Origin of the sequence: Bacillus pumilus (assembly GCF_024498355.1) — a bacterium.
Lineage (GTDB): Bacteria > Bacillota > Bacilli > Bacillales > Bacillaceae > Bacillus > Bacillus pumilus_P.
In genome coordinates this window covers 408,108-424,844 of record NZ_CP101833.1, presented here as the reverse complement: position 1 = coordinate 424,844, position 16,737 = coordinate 408,108, and the positions used below count along the sequence as shown (strand labels likewise).

The 16,737-nt window shown below is 42.4% G+C and carries 13 protein-coding genes; 6 read left to right on the top strand and 7 right to left on the bottom strand.

Annotated features, from left to right (window positions below; translation table 11 throughout):
- Positions 1–88: 88 nt before the first annotated feature.
- Positions 89–1,873: a right-handed parallel beta-helix repeat-containing protein gene (locus NPA43_RS02055; protein WP_099726063.1), complete on the bottom strand. Its 1,785-nt coding sequence runs from the start codon at positions 1,871–1,873 to the stop codon at positions 89–91.
- Between the two features lie 263 nt (positions 1,874–2,136).
- Between NPA43_RS02055 and NPA43_RS02050 the strand changes: the two genes are divergently transcribed.
- A complete protein-coding gene (locus NPA43_RS02050; RefSeq protein ID WP_230031281.1) occupies positions 2,137–3,630 on the top strand; it encodes a peptide MFS transporter in 1,494 nt (497 codons plus the stop codon).
- A 91-nt stretch (positions 3,631–3,721) separates the two neighbouring features.
- On the opposite strand, the gene NPA43_RS02045 is transcribed toward NPA43_RS02050, so the two are convergent.
- Together NPA43_RS02045 and NPA43_RS02040 are read right to left on the bottom strand one after the other, a co-directional pair.
- A complete protein-coding gene (locus NPA43_RS02045) occupies positions 3,722–5,155 on the bottom strand; it encodes an amino acid permease (protein ID WP_099726070.1) in 1,434 nt (477 codons plus the stop codon).
- Between the two features lie 333 nt (positions 5,156–5,488).
- Positions 5,489–6,103: a dienelactone hydrolase family protein gene (locus NPA43_RS02040; protein ID WP_256499300.1), complete on the bottom strand. Its 615-nt coding sequence runs from the start codon at positions 6,101–6,103 to the stop codon at positions 5,489–5,491.
- 350 nt (positions 6,104–6,453) lie between these two features.
- Here NPA43_RS02040 and tcyA point away from each other — a divergent pair, with 350 nt between their 5' ends.
- From tcyA to NPA43_RS02025, 3 genes are read left to right on the top strand one after another with little or no spacing between them, the layout of a single operon-like run.
- A complete protein-coding gene (tcyA, locus tag NPA43_RS02035) occupies positions 6,454–7,269 on the top strand; it encodes a cystine ABC transporter substrate-binding lipoprotein TcyA (protein WP_256499299.1) in 816 nt (271 codons plus the stop codon).
- The gene (locus NPA43_RS02030; RefSeq protein WP_099726072.1) at positions 7,256–7,948 is read left to right on the top strand and encodes an amino acid ABC transporter permease; all 693 of its coding nucleotides are present in this window, start codon (positions 7,256–7,258) and stop codon (positions 7,946–7,948) included. The genes tcyA and NPA43_RS02030 overlap by 14 nt, the downstream gene beginning before the upstream one ends.
- Before the next feature lie 12 nt (positions 7,949–7,960).
- The gene (locus NPA43_RS02025; RefSeq protein ID WP_099726073.1) at positions 7,961–8,704 is read left to right on the top strand and encodes an amino acid ABC transporter ATP-binding protein; all 744 of its coding nucleotides are present in this window, start codon (positions 7,961–7,963) and stop codon (positions 8,702–8,704) included.
- A 39-nt stretch (positions 8,705–8,743) separates the two neighbouring features.
- On the opposite strand, the gene NPA43_RS02020 is transcribed toward NPA43_RS02025, so the two are convergent.
- The 3 genes from NPA43_RS02020 to NPA43_RS02010 all read right to left on the bottom strand — a co-directional run bounded on the left by NPA43_RS02020 (position 8,744) and on the right by NPA43_RS02010 (position 13,288).
- Complete coding sequence (locus NPA43_RS02020; protein WP_099726074.1) at positions 8,744–9,028, bottom strand: AbrB/MazE/SpoVT family DNA-binding domain-containing protein; 285 nt, start codon at positions 9,026–9,028, stop codon at positions 8,744–8,746.
- Positions 9,029–9,124: 96 nt separating this feature from the next.
- Positions 9,125–9,664 (bottom strand): class D sortase, encoded by a 540-nt coding sequence (locus tag NPA43_RS02015; RefSeq protein ID WP_256499298.1) that lies wholly within the window; start codon positions 9,662–9,664, stop codon positions 9,125–9,127.
- A gap of 18 nt (positions 9,665–9,682) precedes the next feature.
- Positions 9,683–13,288, bottom strand: coding sequence for an isopeptide-forming domain-containing fimbrial protein (locus tag NPA43_RS02010; RefSeq protein ID WP_256499297.1), 3,606 nt, complete (start codon positions 13,286–13,288; stop codon positions 9,683–9,685).
- Positions 13,289–13,829: 541 nt separating this feature from the next.
- On the opposite strand from NPA43_RS02010, the gene NPA43_RS02005 reads away from it, so the two are divergent.
- Positions 13,830–14,480, top strand: coding sequence for a YczE/YyaS/YitT family protein (locus NPA43_RS02005; protein ID WP_370461131.1), 651 nt, complete (start codon positions 13,830–13,832; stop codon positions 14,478–14,480).
- A 178-nt stretch (positions 14,481–14,658) separates the two neighbouring features.
- Positions 14,659–15,351, top strand: coding sequence for a 4'-phosphopantetheinyl transferase family protein (locus NPA43_RS02000; protein ID WP_256499296.1), 693 nt, complete (start codon positions 14,659–14,661; stop codon positions 15,349–15,351).
- Here NPA43_RS02000 and NPA43_RS01995 read toward each other — a convergent pair.
- Positions 15,348–16,685: an aminotransferase-like domain-containing protein gene (locus NPA43_RS01995; RefSeq protein WP_099726079.1), complete on the bottom strand. Its 1,338-nt coding sequence runs from the start codon at positions 16,683–16,685 to the stop codon at positions 15,348–15,350. The two genes, NPA43_RS02000 and NPA43_RS01995, sit on opposite strands and share 4 nt — an antisense overlap.
- Positions 16,686–16,737 lie beyond the last annotated feature (52 nt).

The window sequence follows — 16,737 nt, the reverse complement described above, 5'->3', positions numbered from 1 at the left end:
AAAATGAAAAATAATTATTACTATATGCCCTTTTTACATGATTGTCAACCGCCTTCTGAACCTCCAAAATAAGGGATTTCACAAGCCATTACGGTGTATCAATTTCAATATTTCCGATGAGCCGGTCCGTCGTATGTGTCATCAATTGACTGCGCTCCAGCATGTTATGGGCGATAACAGAATGAGTTGAAGACGTTGTGCGAATGGCAATCGCCTTTTGAGGAGATAGATTGATGATATTATTCCGCAGCACACGTGCCGATGCGGCTTGGTCAATAAAAATCGCCGTCGGCTGGCCGATCGAACGATTTAAATAAAAGCGGTTATCTCCAATCTGTGGTGAGCCATTTTTAATATACATCACTACATATAAGGATGTTTCTTCAAAGGAATTATCTTTAATTTCTAAAGGCCCCGTCGTGCTGCTGTATACAGCGTAGTTTTGGTAGTGCTTAAAGCGATTCTGCCATATGAAAGCCTTTGCATTTCCTGTAACACTGATCGTATACGAAGACGTGAGCTGCGTTTGCCCTTCTTGAATAAAGTGATTGCCGTTGATCCCAGCTTCTCCCTCCTGTACCCATATCCCTCTGCTGAATTCTTTGAATTGATTGTGCTGGATCAGGATATTCGTTCCTCTCACCATCGCCGCATCGATGACAGAGTAGATCGTATTGTTTGAAAAGACGACGCTATCCGATTGATAGATACGCAGGGATGTGCTTCTCAGGCGTGTATTCGTCCCTGATTCAATATGATTTCCTTCTATTAGAATGCGATTCGCCATGTAAACGGACACTGCCGCATCTTCAAAAAGACTGATCTTATTGCCTGTGATGTGAACGCTGTCTCCCCTCACATCAATGCCTTTTTCAAACCCCTCAATCATATTGCCAATAATGATCACATTGTTTTCCGTTTGACCAAGCGAGACACCTAAGCTCGTAATCCCTGCTTTTGTTACGCCCCCTCCCACTGCACGGATCAAATTGTTTGCAATGATTGTTTCGGTGGCGAAGCCATAGGAAATACTGCTATCTGTATGATTACCTTCAATGATCACACCATAGCCGTTGAAGTTATAAATGGAGCTTGCTGCACCACCTCTAACGATGTTATTTCGAATCTGAATATTCAGCGGTTCTTCCATATTGATCGCACTTTCTCCGTAACCTTCAATATCAATCCCCATTCTCGGCTCGACCCCGTTGACTCCTGCTCTTTCCAGCAGACAGTCCTCGACAATGACCCCATCGCAGCCTGTAATCGATATATTGTTTCGTCTTGAATCCATGATGGTGCAGCCAGAAATGTGAATAGACGAAGCCGGCGAGTACGATTCAATCTGTGTCAATAAACCGTGGGGACTGACAATGATGCCGTCTCCCGTACAATTCTTTATTTGCACATGATTCACATTTACATGGGAGGCGCCTTCAATACATATGCCAAAGCCCCACTCATGGGTTTTTCTTTCAGCGGGGAGTGACTTGTACACATGCTCATGACGATCCCCTTCAATCCGCCCGCCCCGGATGGTCACATGCTGAACCTTCCCTATATAAAAGGCCGCATACCCCCACGAATCATTTGGTTTTACCTTTATCACAGCGTCTGATGCCATCTCAATGCATATATGACTTGGCACCCGTATGCCTGCACCCCGGAAAGGAAAAAATGGATCACTTCTGTACACCGCATCTACCAGATACGTTCCACTCGGCAGCCAGACGTGGGAGTAGCCTTGTGCTTTCGTCCATTCTAAGCATTCATTGAGTTTGGCTGTACAGTCCGTTTTCCCGTCAGCAATCACACCAAAATCTAGTACATTGACAACCGGTTTTTTCAGATCAGATTCATTTAATTCCCCCAACCAAAATCCCTCCTTTTCACACATGTCCTCTCATCATCCTATGCATGTGGGAAAGGTTTGCCTGTACAATACTTCAAATTTTATATAAATTCTTCTGGAATAACTTTCCGATAATTTTCACTTGAATGAATTTTTAATAATTTTGAGTCTTTACGCCTATTGATCTAACATTTTCCTGTTTTAGAATAGTTTTATATTGACACAAGAACTATACAAGAATATCATTTTTCTCATATCTCTTTTTTTAAGAAAGGATCTATGCCATGTCTACAATTGATCACGATAAAATTGTTAAAAGTGTGCCTCAAAAAGGTTTTTTTGGACATCCTAAAGGACTTTATACACTGTTTTTCACTGAATTTTGGGAGCGTTTTTCTTATTATGGCATGCGTGCACTGCTTATTTATTATATGTACACAGAGGTGACAAAAGGCGGTCTTGGCTTTGACCAGACGACAGCCAATTCGATCATGTCTGTCTACGGTGCCCTTGTCTATATGTCAGGAGTGATTGGTGGATGGCTCGCTGACCGGGTATTCGGTTCGTCCAGTACGGTCTTTTATGGCGGGGTCTTCATTATGCTTGGTCATGTCATTTTGGCTCTGCCAAGCGGAGCAACAGCGCTCTTTATTAGTATGGGGCTGATTATTATTGGGACAGGTCTTCTAAAGCCAAACGTTTCAAACATTGTCGGTGACCTGTATACAAAAACGGACCCTCGCAGGGATTCGGGGTTTAGTATTTTCTACATGGGAATCAACATGGGTGGTTTTATTGCGCCATTAATTGTCGGAACACTCGGTCAAAAAGTGAATTTCCATCTTGGTTTCTCACTCGCTGCCGTTGGTATGCTTGTTGGACTCATTACGTTTGTGATCACGAAAAAGCCGAATCTTGGCCTTGCCGGCACCTATGTCACAAATCCACTATCAGCCGCTGAACGCAAGAACATCAAAATTTTCGGCACATTGATCGTGATTGTGCTCGCTGTTTTTGCTGTCATTGGTATCCAAACAGGCGCGCTTACCATTAACCTATTCACTTGGTTTGTCAGTGTCCTTGGCGTCCTCATTCCGATTGTTTACTTTATTGTGATGTATTTCAGTAAAAAGACGAGCGCAGTGGAGCAATCCAGGGTACTCGCTTATATTCCATTGTTCCTAGCTGCGGTGATGTTCTGGGCCATTCAAGAACAAGGCTCAAACATTTTAGCCACATATGCGGATCAACGAACAAACTTGAATTTCTTTGGGATGACACTGGCCTCTTCTTGGTTCCAATCATTGAACCCGATCTTTATTGTGCTGCTGTCCCCAGTATTTGCTTGGTTATGGGTCAGACTTGGAAAGAAACAGCCGTCTACCCCGATTAAGTTCTCACTTGGCCTACTGTTTGCTGGGTTATCCTTTATCATCATGATCATTCCTGCATACATGTCTGGTCCAAACACACTTGTGAGTCCATTATGGCTCGTTCTGAGCTTCTTCCTTGTTGTGATCGGAGAGCTCTGCTTGTCACCAGTTGGTTTGTCAGCGACAACCAAGCTTGCACCTGCTGCCTTCTCAGCGCAAACAATGAGCCTTTGGTTCCTTTCAAATGCGATGGCACAGGCAATTAATGCACAAGTGGTCAAACTGTTTGATAAAGTGCCAGAAACCGTTTATTTCGGTATCATTGGCCTCATCGCCATCATTTTATGTGGTGTCATGCTGATGCTTACACCAGTGATTAAGAAAGCGATGAAAGGCGTTCATTAAAAAAGAAGCCTCCCGACAGGGGGCTTCTTTCATATTGTTGACAAAGGGCTAAAATGATCTTTATTTTAGCCCTTTGTCTTCTTTTGTTGGTTTAAAACCGAATCTCATCATCTCCACGAATTTGCAGTTTGAGCGGTTCGCTTTTCACCTGATGTTTCTTCACATAGCGGTGATAGACGACATATCCAATGATCATGAGTGGTACGCCGACATATAACCCGATACGCTGCTCCGGATCAAAGGCAAGGCTGACCAATACGATCGTATTCATCGTGATCGCAATGATCGGCAGAACCGGATAAAGGGGTGTTTTAAATTTCAAATTTTCCAGCTTTCCGCCTGCTTTCAAATATCTCCTGCGGAAAAGCAGCTGTGATAATGTAATTGTGATCCAGCCAGCCTGGGCACTCATTCCGGCAATTGAAACAATCCAGACAAAGACGGTTTTCTCTGCAAAGAACCCAGATAATAGCGAAATCCCTGTAAACAGGAAGGTAAGCAGTAAGGCATTCATCGGAATACCGCGCCGATTCACTCGTCTGAACGCCTTTCCTGCCATTCCTTCCTTCGATAAGGAGTACAGCATTCTCGTTGAAGCATACAAGCCAGAGTTTGCAACAGATAATAAAGCAATGATAATGACAAAGTTCATGATATCTGCCGCATAAGGAATTCCTGTTCTCTCAAACACGGTGACAAATGGACTTTCCAGCACACCAGCTTCCTTCCAAGGCACCATACCCGCTAATACGAAAACAGATAAAACGAAAAAGACGAGTGTACGCCAAACCGTCTGATGAATAGAACGAGGAACGGTTTTCTCAGGGTTTTCACTCTCCCCTGCCGCAATCCCGATCAGCTCTGTCCCTTGAAACGAAAAATTCACCGTGATCATCGTGACCACAACAGCAAGCAATCCATTTGGAAACAGTCCATCACTTACAAAGTGACTGAAGTAAGGAGCCGGTTCCCCGCTCGTCGTTTGAATGAAACCAAACATCGCCGCTCCGCCTACACCAATAAATAATAAAATGGCAACAATCTTAATGGTTGAAAAGAAAAATTCCGACTCCCCGAACGCTTTCGCAGATCGGGCATTTAATAAGAAAAGACACAGCCCAAATATGAAACACCAGATCCACACATCCACTTGCGGGAGCCAGCGCCTCATCAGCTGTCCTGCTGATAAGAATTCAAGTGCGACGGTTGCCGCCCAGCCGAGCCAATAAATCCAGCCAACAGCAAAACCAGCGGCAGGACTGACAAATTTGGTCGCATACGTGTGAAACGACCCCGAGACAGGAAGTGCAACTGACAGCTCTCCAAGACACAGCATGGTTAAATACATAATCAATCCACCCACAATATAAGAAAGAACGGCTCCGACTGGACCTGCTTGTCCAATCGTATAGCCCGTTCCTAAGAAAAAGCCTGTCCCAATGACACCGCCAAGTGAAATCATAAATAAATGGCGGGAGGTCATCGCCCTTTTCAATTGTTCGGGCTGATTTTGTCCAACATCCACAATGATGCCCTCCTTCTTCTAAGATGCTCTGTTATCAAAACATGTCTCCATGTGATTCATTCCATTTTTAAAACAACCTACTAATTATACATCTTTTATAATAAATATGCTTCCTTCTATGGTCACTGTCACAAAGTCTTTATTTTAGTAATGTTCGCACAAATGGGCGGTGGGTCTGAGCATTTGATAGGTTGCCATTTATCCAAAATGTTTTCACAAAAAACCAGCGTGCAACTTTATCTTTACACACTGGTTTCATTTCGCTCTTTTCGAGTCTCATTTCAGACATTTCTTATGATCACTATAAGACACCACTGTTTAAACATCCACAAGTCATACTTCTTTCAGCAGACCTGCTTTGATAAAATCATCTATTTCCTGAAAGCAACAATTTTTCGATTCAGCGTGAAAAGCCGCAGAATATGGATTGGCAAATCCATGCTTTCCCTCTACTATTGTCACGCGAAGCTCATCCCTTTTCTCCAAAACACTCGCAACCTCCCGAGGGTTAAAGGATGCTTCGACCTCTGGGAAAAATAACAGCGTTTTGCAGGCAGGTGTAATATCGACGTAATCTCTGATCCTTGAACCATAAAATCCAATGACTCCGGTAAACAACTGATCATATTGGCTGCATCGCCAGGCAATTGTTGCCCCCACACTAAAACCTAGTAGAAATATGTTTATCTTTGGATTTTTTTTTTTCAACTCTTTTGCTACATTCAGTACGCTCTTTACCGATTCATCAAAACCAACTTTATTCATAAAGTAGCCGTAAGCCTCATTCTCACTGGCATAAGGGAAGTGTTTGACCTGTCCCAATAAATGAGGACAGTAGACCTCAAAACCAGCTTTTTCAAAATGATCGATCATCCTCTTCATATGATCATTTATTCCGTATATTTCGTGTATTAAGATCATGACGGGTTTTTGTTTTGATGTTTGCAAATGATCACACTTCCCTTTTATACTTTGGTTCACTGGAGGATCGTTTCCTTTATTTTCTTACAAGTCAAATGAATCTAATGTCAAACATCACCTTAACTCTTTCGATGTGATGATCATAGCATATTTCCCCATTAAATAGTCTATCTAACATTCTCACCACTCGATTGATCTTAATGACCGCTTGAGTTCGTGTTTTGTTGTATTCATCTTTTGATTTGGTATAGTTCTATCGGTTGTCCGAGCATAAAGTTGGTGAGATTCGCTCAAGATAATTTCAAATGCTTTACTTTTAGGTTGCTTCTCTGTAAGATCATATGTTGTAAATACCAACAAGAAAAGTGGGGAATAAAATGAAAAAAATGTTCTTTGCCATTATGCTAGGCGCTTGTGTTGCATTGATCACGGCATGTGGATCAGGTGCAAACGACAACGCGAATAAACAATCTGGGTCTAAGGAATCAGGTGACCTTTGGAAATCCATTCAGGATAAAGGCGTATTAACGATCGGTACAGAGGGTACTTATGCTCCTTTCACATTCCATGACAAAAAGACAGATAAATTAACTGGCTACGATGTAGAGGTCATCACAGAAGTAGCAAAACGTCTAGACTTAAAACCTGAATTCAAAGAAACACAATGGGACAGTATGTTTGCTGGACTGAATTCAAAACGTTTTGACGTGGTAGCGAACCAAGTTGGTAAAACTGGACGTGAAAATCAATACGAGTTCTCTGATAAATACACAACGTCTCAAGCCATAGTTGTGACAAAATCAGATAACAACGACATCAAAAAACTATCTGATGTCAAAGGAAAAAAAGCAGCACAATCATTAACAAGTAACTACAATAAGCTTGCTACAGATGCTGGCGCTAAGATTGAAGGCGTTGAAGGTCTTGCACAATCCATTCAATTGATTCAGCAAGGACGTGCTGATCTGATGTTCAATGACAAATTGGCTGTATTGAACTACTTGAAAACAAGCGGTAACAAAAACCTAAAAGTTGCATTTGAAACAGGAGATCCTCAAGAAACCTATTTTGCCTTCAGAAAAGGCAGCGGCGAAGTCGTTGACAAAGTGAATGGCGCATTAAAAGAAATGAAGAAAGACGGTACTCTCGCGAAGATTTCTAAGAAATGGTTTGGTGAAGATGTTACAAAATAATACCCTAGGAGTCGTCATTCCTTGGGATCTTCTTCAGCAATCTTTCTGGCCAATGGTGATGCAGGGAATTTATTATACAATTCCCCTCGCCATCATTGCCTTTATCATCGGTATTTTTATTGCGCTTGTGACAGCTCTTGCTAGAATGTCTAAAATCAAAGCGCTCAGATGGATTTTTTCCATCTATGTGTCGGCCGTTCGCGGAACGCCGCTTTTTGTGCAATTGTTTATTATTTTCTATTTTTTTCCGACATTTAATATCACACTGGATCCATATCCAAGTGCGATTATTGCTTTTTCATTAAACGTAGGTGCGTATGCGTCGGAGATTATCCGTGCATCCGTCCTTTCTGTTCCAAAAGGACAATGGGAAGCTGGTTATTCCATCGGGATGACGCATCGCAAAACGCTCGTCCGTGTCATTTTACCGCAGGCGGTGCGTGTATCGATTCCACCGCTGTCTAATTCATTCATTAGTTTGGTGAAGGATACATCTCTTGCCTCCCAAATCCTCGTGGCAGAGCTTTTCCGTAAGTCACAGGAAATTGCTGCGGCGAACTTGGATCAAATTTTGTTCATTTATATGGAAGCAGCCCTCATCTATTGGGTATTCTGCTTCATTCTATCGCTCGTTCAGCACCAAATTGAAAAACGACTTGATCGATATGTCGCAAGGTAAGGAGGGAACGACATGCTAACAGTCAAAGGCTTAAAGAAATCCTTTGGTGAAAATGAGATTCTAAAGTCGATTGATTTTACGATCAACAAAGGACAGGTTGTGGCCATCCTTGGTCCATCAGGTTCAGGAAAAACAACGATGCTTCGCTGTTTGAATGCACTTGAAACACCAAATGGCGGCTCCTTTACCTTCGATGATTTCTCGATTGATTTTTCGAAAAAAAATAAATCAGCTGATCTGCTGAAACTTCGCCGCAAGTCAGGAATGGTGTTTCAGGATTATCACCTGTTTCCACACCGCACCGTGCTTGAGAACGTGATGGAAGGTCCTGTTCAAGTACAGCGCCGGCCAAAGGAAACGGTTCGAAAAGAAGCCATCCAGCTCTTGCAAAAGGTTGGCCTTGAAGATAAAAAAGATCTGTATCCCTTCCAGCTTTCAGGCGGTCAAAAGCAGCGTGTCGGCATAGCCCGTGCACTTGCCATTCAGCCAGAGCTCATGCTTTTTGATGAACCAACCTCTGCGCTTGACCCTGAGCTTGTCGGGGAAGTGTTAAAGGTCATGAAGGATCTGGCCAAAGAAGGCTGGACAATGGCGGTTGTCACACATGAAATCAAATTTGCCCAAGAAGTGGCAGACGAAGTGATTTTTATTGATGGCGGCGTCATTGTCGAACAAGGTCCTCCGGAAGAAATTTTCAAACAACCGAAAGAAGAACGAACAAAGCAATTCTTAAACCGGATTTTGAATCCGGTATGATGAAAAAAAGCTGTTCTCACGTGATGAGAACAGCTTTTTTTATATCTCTTTTTGTAAGCGAAGCGCCAGTAGATCTTGCAACAGCAGTCTCGCTCCCTCTGGACTGATGACCAATCCACCTGATAGCACCTTGTTGGAGCATGTCACTTGCCCCGTCACTATACAAGGTTTGTCCTGCCAGTATGGTTTCATCACAATCTGGCCTTCTTCAAGATAGATCTCTATAAAATCTTGCGGGCGAATCTTCAGCCTTTTTCTAATATTCGTCGGAAGGACAACTCTTCCGAATTTATCTATATGCCTTACATCGTCTTCGTTTATCAAATTGACCCCCTCCTGCATCTCTAGATCTTATATAGGCGATTTCCCCCTTATCAGGCGATCAGCTAGATAAGTAGAAGTTGCAAGCTGATCCAGTGACTAAACACGCTTCCCATATATAATATATCTGTTTGGTGCAGGACCAATATAAGAAAAAGGATAACATGTGGTTAGGACAAGTTCTTCTTTTTTATGTTGCAGTGTGATGATACTTGTATCATCTTTCTTCACAATCTTTGTTTTTTCAATTTCATAAGTAAATCGACCGTATGAAAGCTCAATGACGAGTTGATCCCCTTCTACAAGTTCTCCTGTTCGTCTGAACACAGTATCTCGATGCCCAGATAAAACAATTTGTCCCTGTTCATTAGGAAAATAGCTCTCTTGATAATGTCCAACACCTTTTGCCAAATCATCTGCTTCTGTTCCTTCTACAATCGGCAACTCAGCCTTTAGTTTTGGAATGTGCAAAAGCCCAATGATTTCTCCAGCCTGCGGTGCAAAAGAAGACTCCTTTTGCTGGATGGCTGCTTGTGCAGACTGGAATGACTGATCGACTTCCCTTTGTCCATCAATGACCTTCAAATATCCAACAATCGCTAGACAAAGACCCGCCGTGATCAATATGGCAGAGATCAATTTTTGACACCTTGACGTTTATCCGTTTCTTTTTCTTCTATTCCATACAATAAGGGCTGCACCTATTAAAACAAGGGCAAATCCTGCTAGTAAAAGGTTGTACATCGCTGTTGCGGTATTCGGAAGGTGATGACCCGGTGTATCCTTTTGCGGCTCAGAAGGTTGGTCTGGATTAGCTGGCACCTCTGGCACATGAGGTGGTTCCACCGTAGTTGAGTTTTCCGGTTTGTCTGGATCGTCTACATTTTCACCATTCACTACTGCGATATTTTGAATCGTTTGACCTTCATATTCTTTAGCAACCTTCGCTTCGAAAGTCACTGTATGCCATTTTGTATCTTGGATGTCACCAAATTGACCGGTCACTGTGCCTTTTGTGTAATCTCCATTGTCGTCATCTTTTGCATCTGTGACAGCTTGTCCGTCTACTTTTAATGATCCTTCGACATATTCAAGACCTTCTGGCAGTTTATCTGCGATAACTAAATCTTTGATGATACTGTCTTCTACACTATTTTTTGTTTTGATGGTGTAAAGGAGAGTGTCGCCTACCTGAACTTGTTTTTCATTTGTATTTCCTTTTGCTTTTTGAGAGATCTCAGATGTTTTGTCTGATTCAAGCTTTGGATCTCTTGGATCAATTTTTGTTTCGGTTGTTGGTTCGTCTGGCGGTGTATTATCGCCTGTTACTTTCGCTGTGTTTTGAATGGTTTTATCCGCTTGGCCTTTGGCGATCTTCGCTTCAAAGGTAACCGTATGCCAGTCCGTGTCTTTGATTTGGCCAAATTGACCGGTTACTGTGCCTTTTGTGTAATCTCCGTTGTCGTCATCTTTTGCATCTGTAACAGTCTGTCCATCTACCTTCAGTGATCCTTCAACATATTGAAGACCTGCTGGCAGTTCATCAGAAATCACGAGATTGTCAACGATGCTGTCTTCTTCAAGATTCTTTGTTTTGATCGTATAAAGCAGGGTATCGCCTACCTGTGGTGTCTTTTTATCTGTGTTGCCTTCTGCCTTTTTCTGAATGCTCGCTGATTTTTCTGATGATAGTTTTGGATCACGCGGGTAAATTTTTGTGTTCGTTGTCGGATCATCAGGTGGTGTGTTTTCCCCTGTGACGCTGGCTGTGTTTTGAATGTCTTGACCAGCCTGTCCTTTTTCAACTGTCACTTCAAAGGTGACTGTATGCCAGTCTGTATCCTTGACATCACCAAAAGAACCTGTGACCTTTCCATCTGTGTAGTTTCCGCTATCGTCGTCTTTCACATCTGAGACAGATTCTCCATCAATTTGAAGGGACCCCGTGACATACTTCAACCCTTTTGGTAATTGATCTGAAATCACTAAATCTTTAATCAAACTGTCTTCTATCGTATTCTTTGTTTTAATTGTATAAAGCAGGGTATCTCCGACCTCTGGATGCTCTTCATCTGTGTTCCCTTCTGCTTTTTTCTGCAAGACCGCTGATTTTTCTGATTCAAGCTTTGGGTCACGAGGATAGATTTCTGTTTTTGTTGTCGGATCGTCTGGTGGTGTGTTGTTACCTGTGACGCTGGCTGTGTTTTGAATGTCTTGACCAGATTGTCCTTTTTCAACCGTGACCTCAAAAGTCACTGTATGCCAATCTGTATCCTTAATGTCACCGAATTGTCCTGAGACGGTCCTATTTGTGACGTCCCCATTGTCTTGATCTTGCTCATCTGTAACCGCTTGTCCGTCTACCTCAAGTGAATTCGGCACATATGCTAATCCTTCTGGCAGTTCATCTGAGATCACTAAGTTTTCAACGAGACTGTCTTCTATCGTATTCTTGGTTTTAATTGTATAAAGAAGTGTGTCACCGACCTCCGGATGCTTCTCATCTGTATTACCATCTGCTTTTTTCTGCAAGACGGCTGTTTTTTCAGAAGTCAGCTTTGGTTCACGAGGATAGATCTCTACATTCGTTGTCGGCTCGTCCGGCGGTGTGTTGCCGCCTGTCACGTTGGCTGTATTTTGAATATCTTTGCCTGCCTGACCTTTGTCCACCGTCACTTCGAACGTCACGGTATGCCATGTCGCATCCTTCACTTCACCGAACGTTCCAGTAACAGTTCCATCTGTCATATCACCGTTGTCTTGATCTTTTGTATCTGTGACTGGATTCCCATCTATCTGTAGCGAATTTGGTACATAAGATAATCCTTGAGGTAACTTGTCAGAAATCACAAGATCTTCAATGACGCTGTCTTCAACAGCATTACGGGCTTGAATGGTATACAGTAATGTGTCGCCTACTTCTGGATGCTTCTCATCTGTATTACCATCTGCTTTTTTCTGTAAGACCGCTGATTTTTCTGATTCAAGCTTTGGATCGCGCGGGTAGATTTCTATGTTCGTTGTTGGTTTGTCTGGCGGGGTATTTTCTCCCTTTACATTCGCTGTGTTTTGAATGTCTTTACCCGCTTGACCTTTTCCTACTTTCGCTTCAAATGTCACTGTGTGCCAACCAGTATTTTTCACGTCACCTATTTGACCAGTCACAGTGCCGTTTGTATAGTCACCTTTGTCTTGATCTTTGGCATCTGTTACACTTGCGCCATCCACCTTAAGCGAGCCTGGAACATAGGTTAAGCTGCTCGGAAGGTTATCTGATATGATCAGATTTTTAACAATACCATATTGCACGGTATTTTTTGCTTTAATTGTATAAAGCAGCGTGTCGCCTACTTCTGGATGCTTCTCATCTGTGTTGCCATCTGCTTTTTTCTGTAAGACAACAGATTTTTCTGATTCAAGCTCTGGAGGATATGGATCAAATTCTGGTTTCACCCGTGAAGCTAAGTCGTAAGATAATGAATTACCTGCAGTACCCATATAAGTTGTACTTAATGTTTTCGCATCAAGTGTAAAAAGAGTAGAATGTCCGATAGACTCATTTAACCCTGACTGTAATAGCATTTGTCCATTTGGCAAAAAGCTAATCCCCCGAACGCCTCCGTCAATCATTTTACCATCCGCATTTTTAATTGGAATGACACGAATGACTTCAGCTGTATCAGGATTCATTTGCGCAATGGCTCCACTTCCATTAGATGCGAACCAAAGATAGCCGTCTTTATCGACTACAAGGTCCCCGCCAACGCCAGAGCCGATGTCATAGCCTACAATTTTTTTGGACGTTTTTTGACCCGTAGCTAAATCGTACGTTCCAAGGAAGTATTCACCACCTGAAGCATAAGAATGTATATATTTACTATTATGAACAACGGCATTAGAAGCACCTCCACCTAGTACACCTACACGCTCTGCTTGTCCAGAAGTTGCATTTATTTTATAAAGAACAGGCTCTCCGCTTGCTGTCGTAGTAGCATACACAGTATTTTCTTGATCATTGACAGCAACACCGTTGACTAAATTCGTATTAATCCCTTTCACCTGCACACTAGCTTTTACGCTGGTTGGATTATTCCCATCAAGCTGATAAAGAGTCAATGGATCTCTTCCAATCATGTAGGAATCTGTGTTGTTTACAACCACCGTCCCAGCTGCTTGAGAAACAGCTGGTGAGACCGTTAATAAATTTCCAACAATCAGCACCAATATAAGAAATAATTGACTCGTTCTTTTCAATATGTTCATTCTTTGACCTCCCTTTTTTCGTGCTTCATATAGCAAAGGTATGTACCAGCTCACCCCCCATACTTTGGTAAAGAATATCAGTAATATTTCAGAATCCTCAACATGACTAAACGACTATTTTCGACAAAAATAGCCCTTTGGTAATAGATGCCTCTAACTGTTTGGTTTTCTTGTGTTTTTTCCAATAAAAGAAGCTCTTTTTATAATAAATCTCAGTATTTATCTAGCCTTTCAAACAGGTCTAATGACGTAATTTCCATACAATCTCTTCTATTTCATGATAATTATTCTTTAATTGGTTAAAGCTTATTTTTCTGTCAATCTATATTGAATTTTTTTCTTATTCTCTTAAAAAAAGGAAATTAATGGTTCGCATTGTCAAGAAAAAACAATTCGAAAGTCTTGCTGCTTATTTTGATGTTTTCACTCTTTTTTAGTGGGAAAATTCTTTTCTGAAGAAAGCGATTACAATTGAGCAAAGCCATTTAAAGGGGCGTGTGAGTATGTTACGATGGAAATCGAGTGTTTAAGAAAGAAGGGAATGCTTTTGAAGCGGGAACATCTTTTTCGTTGGTTTTTTTATTTTGTTGGATTGATCGTACTTGCTTTTGGACTATCACTGACAGTGAAAGGAAAGATCCTTGGAATTGGTCCTTGGGACGCTTTTCATTACGGACTGTTTCAGCACTTTGGACTCACGATTGGGCAATGGTCCATCATTATTGGTGCACTGATTGTGACACTGACATCTGTTTTCACGAAATCATTTCCAAAGATCGGCGCTTTACTGAACATGGTGCTGATTGGCGTGTTTATTGATTTCTTTAATGCGGTATTACCTGCACCACATGGGTATTTACCCGCTTTATATGTGTTTATTACGGGCGTTGTTGTTTCTGGTTACGGTGTCGGCATTTATGTTTCAGCCAATCTTGGCGCCGGGCCAAGAGATTCATTAATGCTGCTCATCTCAGCAAAAACAGGCTTGAACGTGCAATGGGTCCGAAATGGAATTGAGTTAACAGTGCTTCTATTTGCATGGATGCTTGGCGGACCGATCGGAATTGGAACAATTCTGACCGCCATCTTTACAGGACTCGTACTCCGTTTCTCCTTGCCACAATCCACACGGCTTTTGCAGCTGCTTATTACAAAAACGGCAGAGAAACCCGTTCAAACCCTTATCCGATAGGAAAAAGCCATTCTACTGATGAGAATGGCTTTTCTTGTGCTACACCAAATAAACTGAATATTCCCATATCCACAAACAGGAGAAGAATCCTCTTGCAGCTTTTTTCACGATGATTCCTGTTCTCCTTTTGCACGGCTCCCTCAAATGGTACAATAAATGTAAAAAATTGAGGTTCGTTATGAAGATTTTCGCTATCCAATTACAACAATTACATGACATAGAAGCACGAAAACAAATCGATCGGCTGAAGCCCTTTGTGTCACCTGAAAAGCGCGCTGCGGCTGAGCGCTTTCGTTTTCTGATCGATGCAAGAAGAACGCTGTTAGGTGAAGTGTTGATTCGTCAAATCATCCATGATATGTACGCCATTCCTATAGATCAAATTGTGTTTGAAACAGAGGAAAATGGCAAGCCTGTCGTCCGGCAAATCCCTTCCTTTCATTTTAACCTTTCTCACTCTGGCGATTGGGTGGTTTGCGCAGTAGATGATGCACCCGTTGGCATCGATGTTGAGGAGATGAAGCCCATTGATCTAGCGATTGCCAAGCGGTTTTTTTCAGCTGATGAATATCAGGATTTACTTTCACAACCGGCGGAACGACAGGAAGCCTACTTCTTTCATCTATGGTCAATGAAGGAGGCCTTTATCAAGCTGACTGGAAAGGGATTATCCTATGGTCTTTCGTCCTTTACAGCCCGTCTGTCAGCAGATGGACAGGCTTCTTTGACATTACCTGATCATGAAGCCCCTTGCTTTGTCCAAATATACTCACTTGATCCTGCTTATCAAATGGCCGTTTGCACAAGAAAACCTGCTGCGGCTGAGAGTGTCGAGACACTCACTTGCAACGAGGTGCTGTCCCGCCTTTAATAACGTGCGATTTGCTGAAGTGCCGTCTTTAACAAATCGACTCCACGTGTTAATTGTTCTTCTTTCACGTGCCAGATGTTCAGTGGAAGAATGGAGTCTTTCTGAAAAGTAGAGATGTAATGGCGGTCTATTGGCTGAACGTAAACAGATGCCTTTTTCAGCTGCTGAATGAGGTGATTCATTGGAATGGACCGATCGACAAGAAGATGTGTATGGGTAGCTGGGTCCTCCTCCCCCAGCTGGTAGGTGCCTTGGTCGTTTTTTAAACATGTCACCAGCTGTTTGGATCGGTTTCGATAGGTTGTCCGCATCCTTTCTCTATGCCGCTCAAACATCCCGCTTTTCAAATAAATTTCTAAGGCTGCCTGAGACAGCATCGAGCTGTCGATATCAATGAGCCGTTTGTGTTCACTAAAAGGTCCAATCAGTTCTTCAGGTAAGACGACAGCTCCTGTTCGAAGTCCTGGAAAGATGATTTTTGAGAAGCTTTTTAAATAAATGACCTTTCCCGCCTGATCGTAAGAATAGATCGGGTCTCTTTTTGTATCGAATTCTAAATCAGCTACATAATCATCTTCAACGATGTAGACATCATATGTCTTAGCAAGGGCAGCAATCGCTATTTTTTCTTGTTTCGATAGACTCGTTCCAAGCGGATTTTGAAATCTTGGCATCGTGTAGAAAAAGCGAATCTCCTCTTCTCGAAAGATGCGCTCCAATTCCTGAAGGTCTAGTCCTTTTTCAGTCCGCTGAATCCCGCGCACGGGCAATTGATTTTTCTCTAAATATTTGAGGTATAGGTGATAGCCAGGCTGTTCGACTAATATGGTCTGTTTTCCATTCGGAAACGGAATGGTGCTTAAAATCGATAAAGCCAGCTGAATACCAGAGGTCATGACGATCTGTTCTGGATTTGCAAATACCTGATAATCCATCAATCGCTTTGAAATGACTGGCAGCAGCGATGGTAATCCGTTGGCTGTGCCGTAAATAAATAGATCATTTTGATACAAATCGATCGCTTGGTTGATGCAGTGCTGGAAATCGACATATGGAAACACAACAGGATCAGGCGCCGATGAAGCGAAATCAATCCGTGTGCTGTCCTGCTTGCCCAAAGACTGATTCGTTTTCACGACAAAATAGCCGCTTCTTTCCACAGAATAAAGCAGGTGTTCACGTTCCAATGTGTCTAGCGCTTTAATGACCGTGCTTTTACTCACAGCATATTGAGCTGCTAAGTGGCGAATTGAAGGGATTTTCATACCAGCCCTGTACTCACCGCACTCGATTCTCTCTTTTAAGCTCAAAACAAGCTGATCATATTTCCTCACACCATTTCCCCCTTGTACCGGTACAGATATCATGAACTCTTATTGTACACCT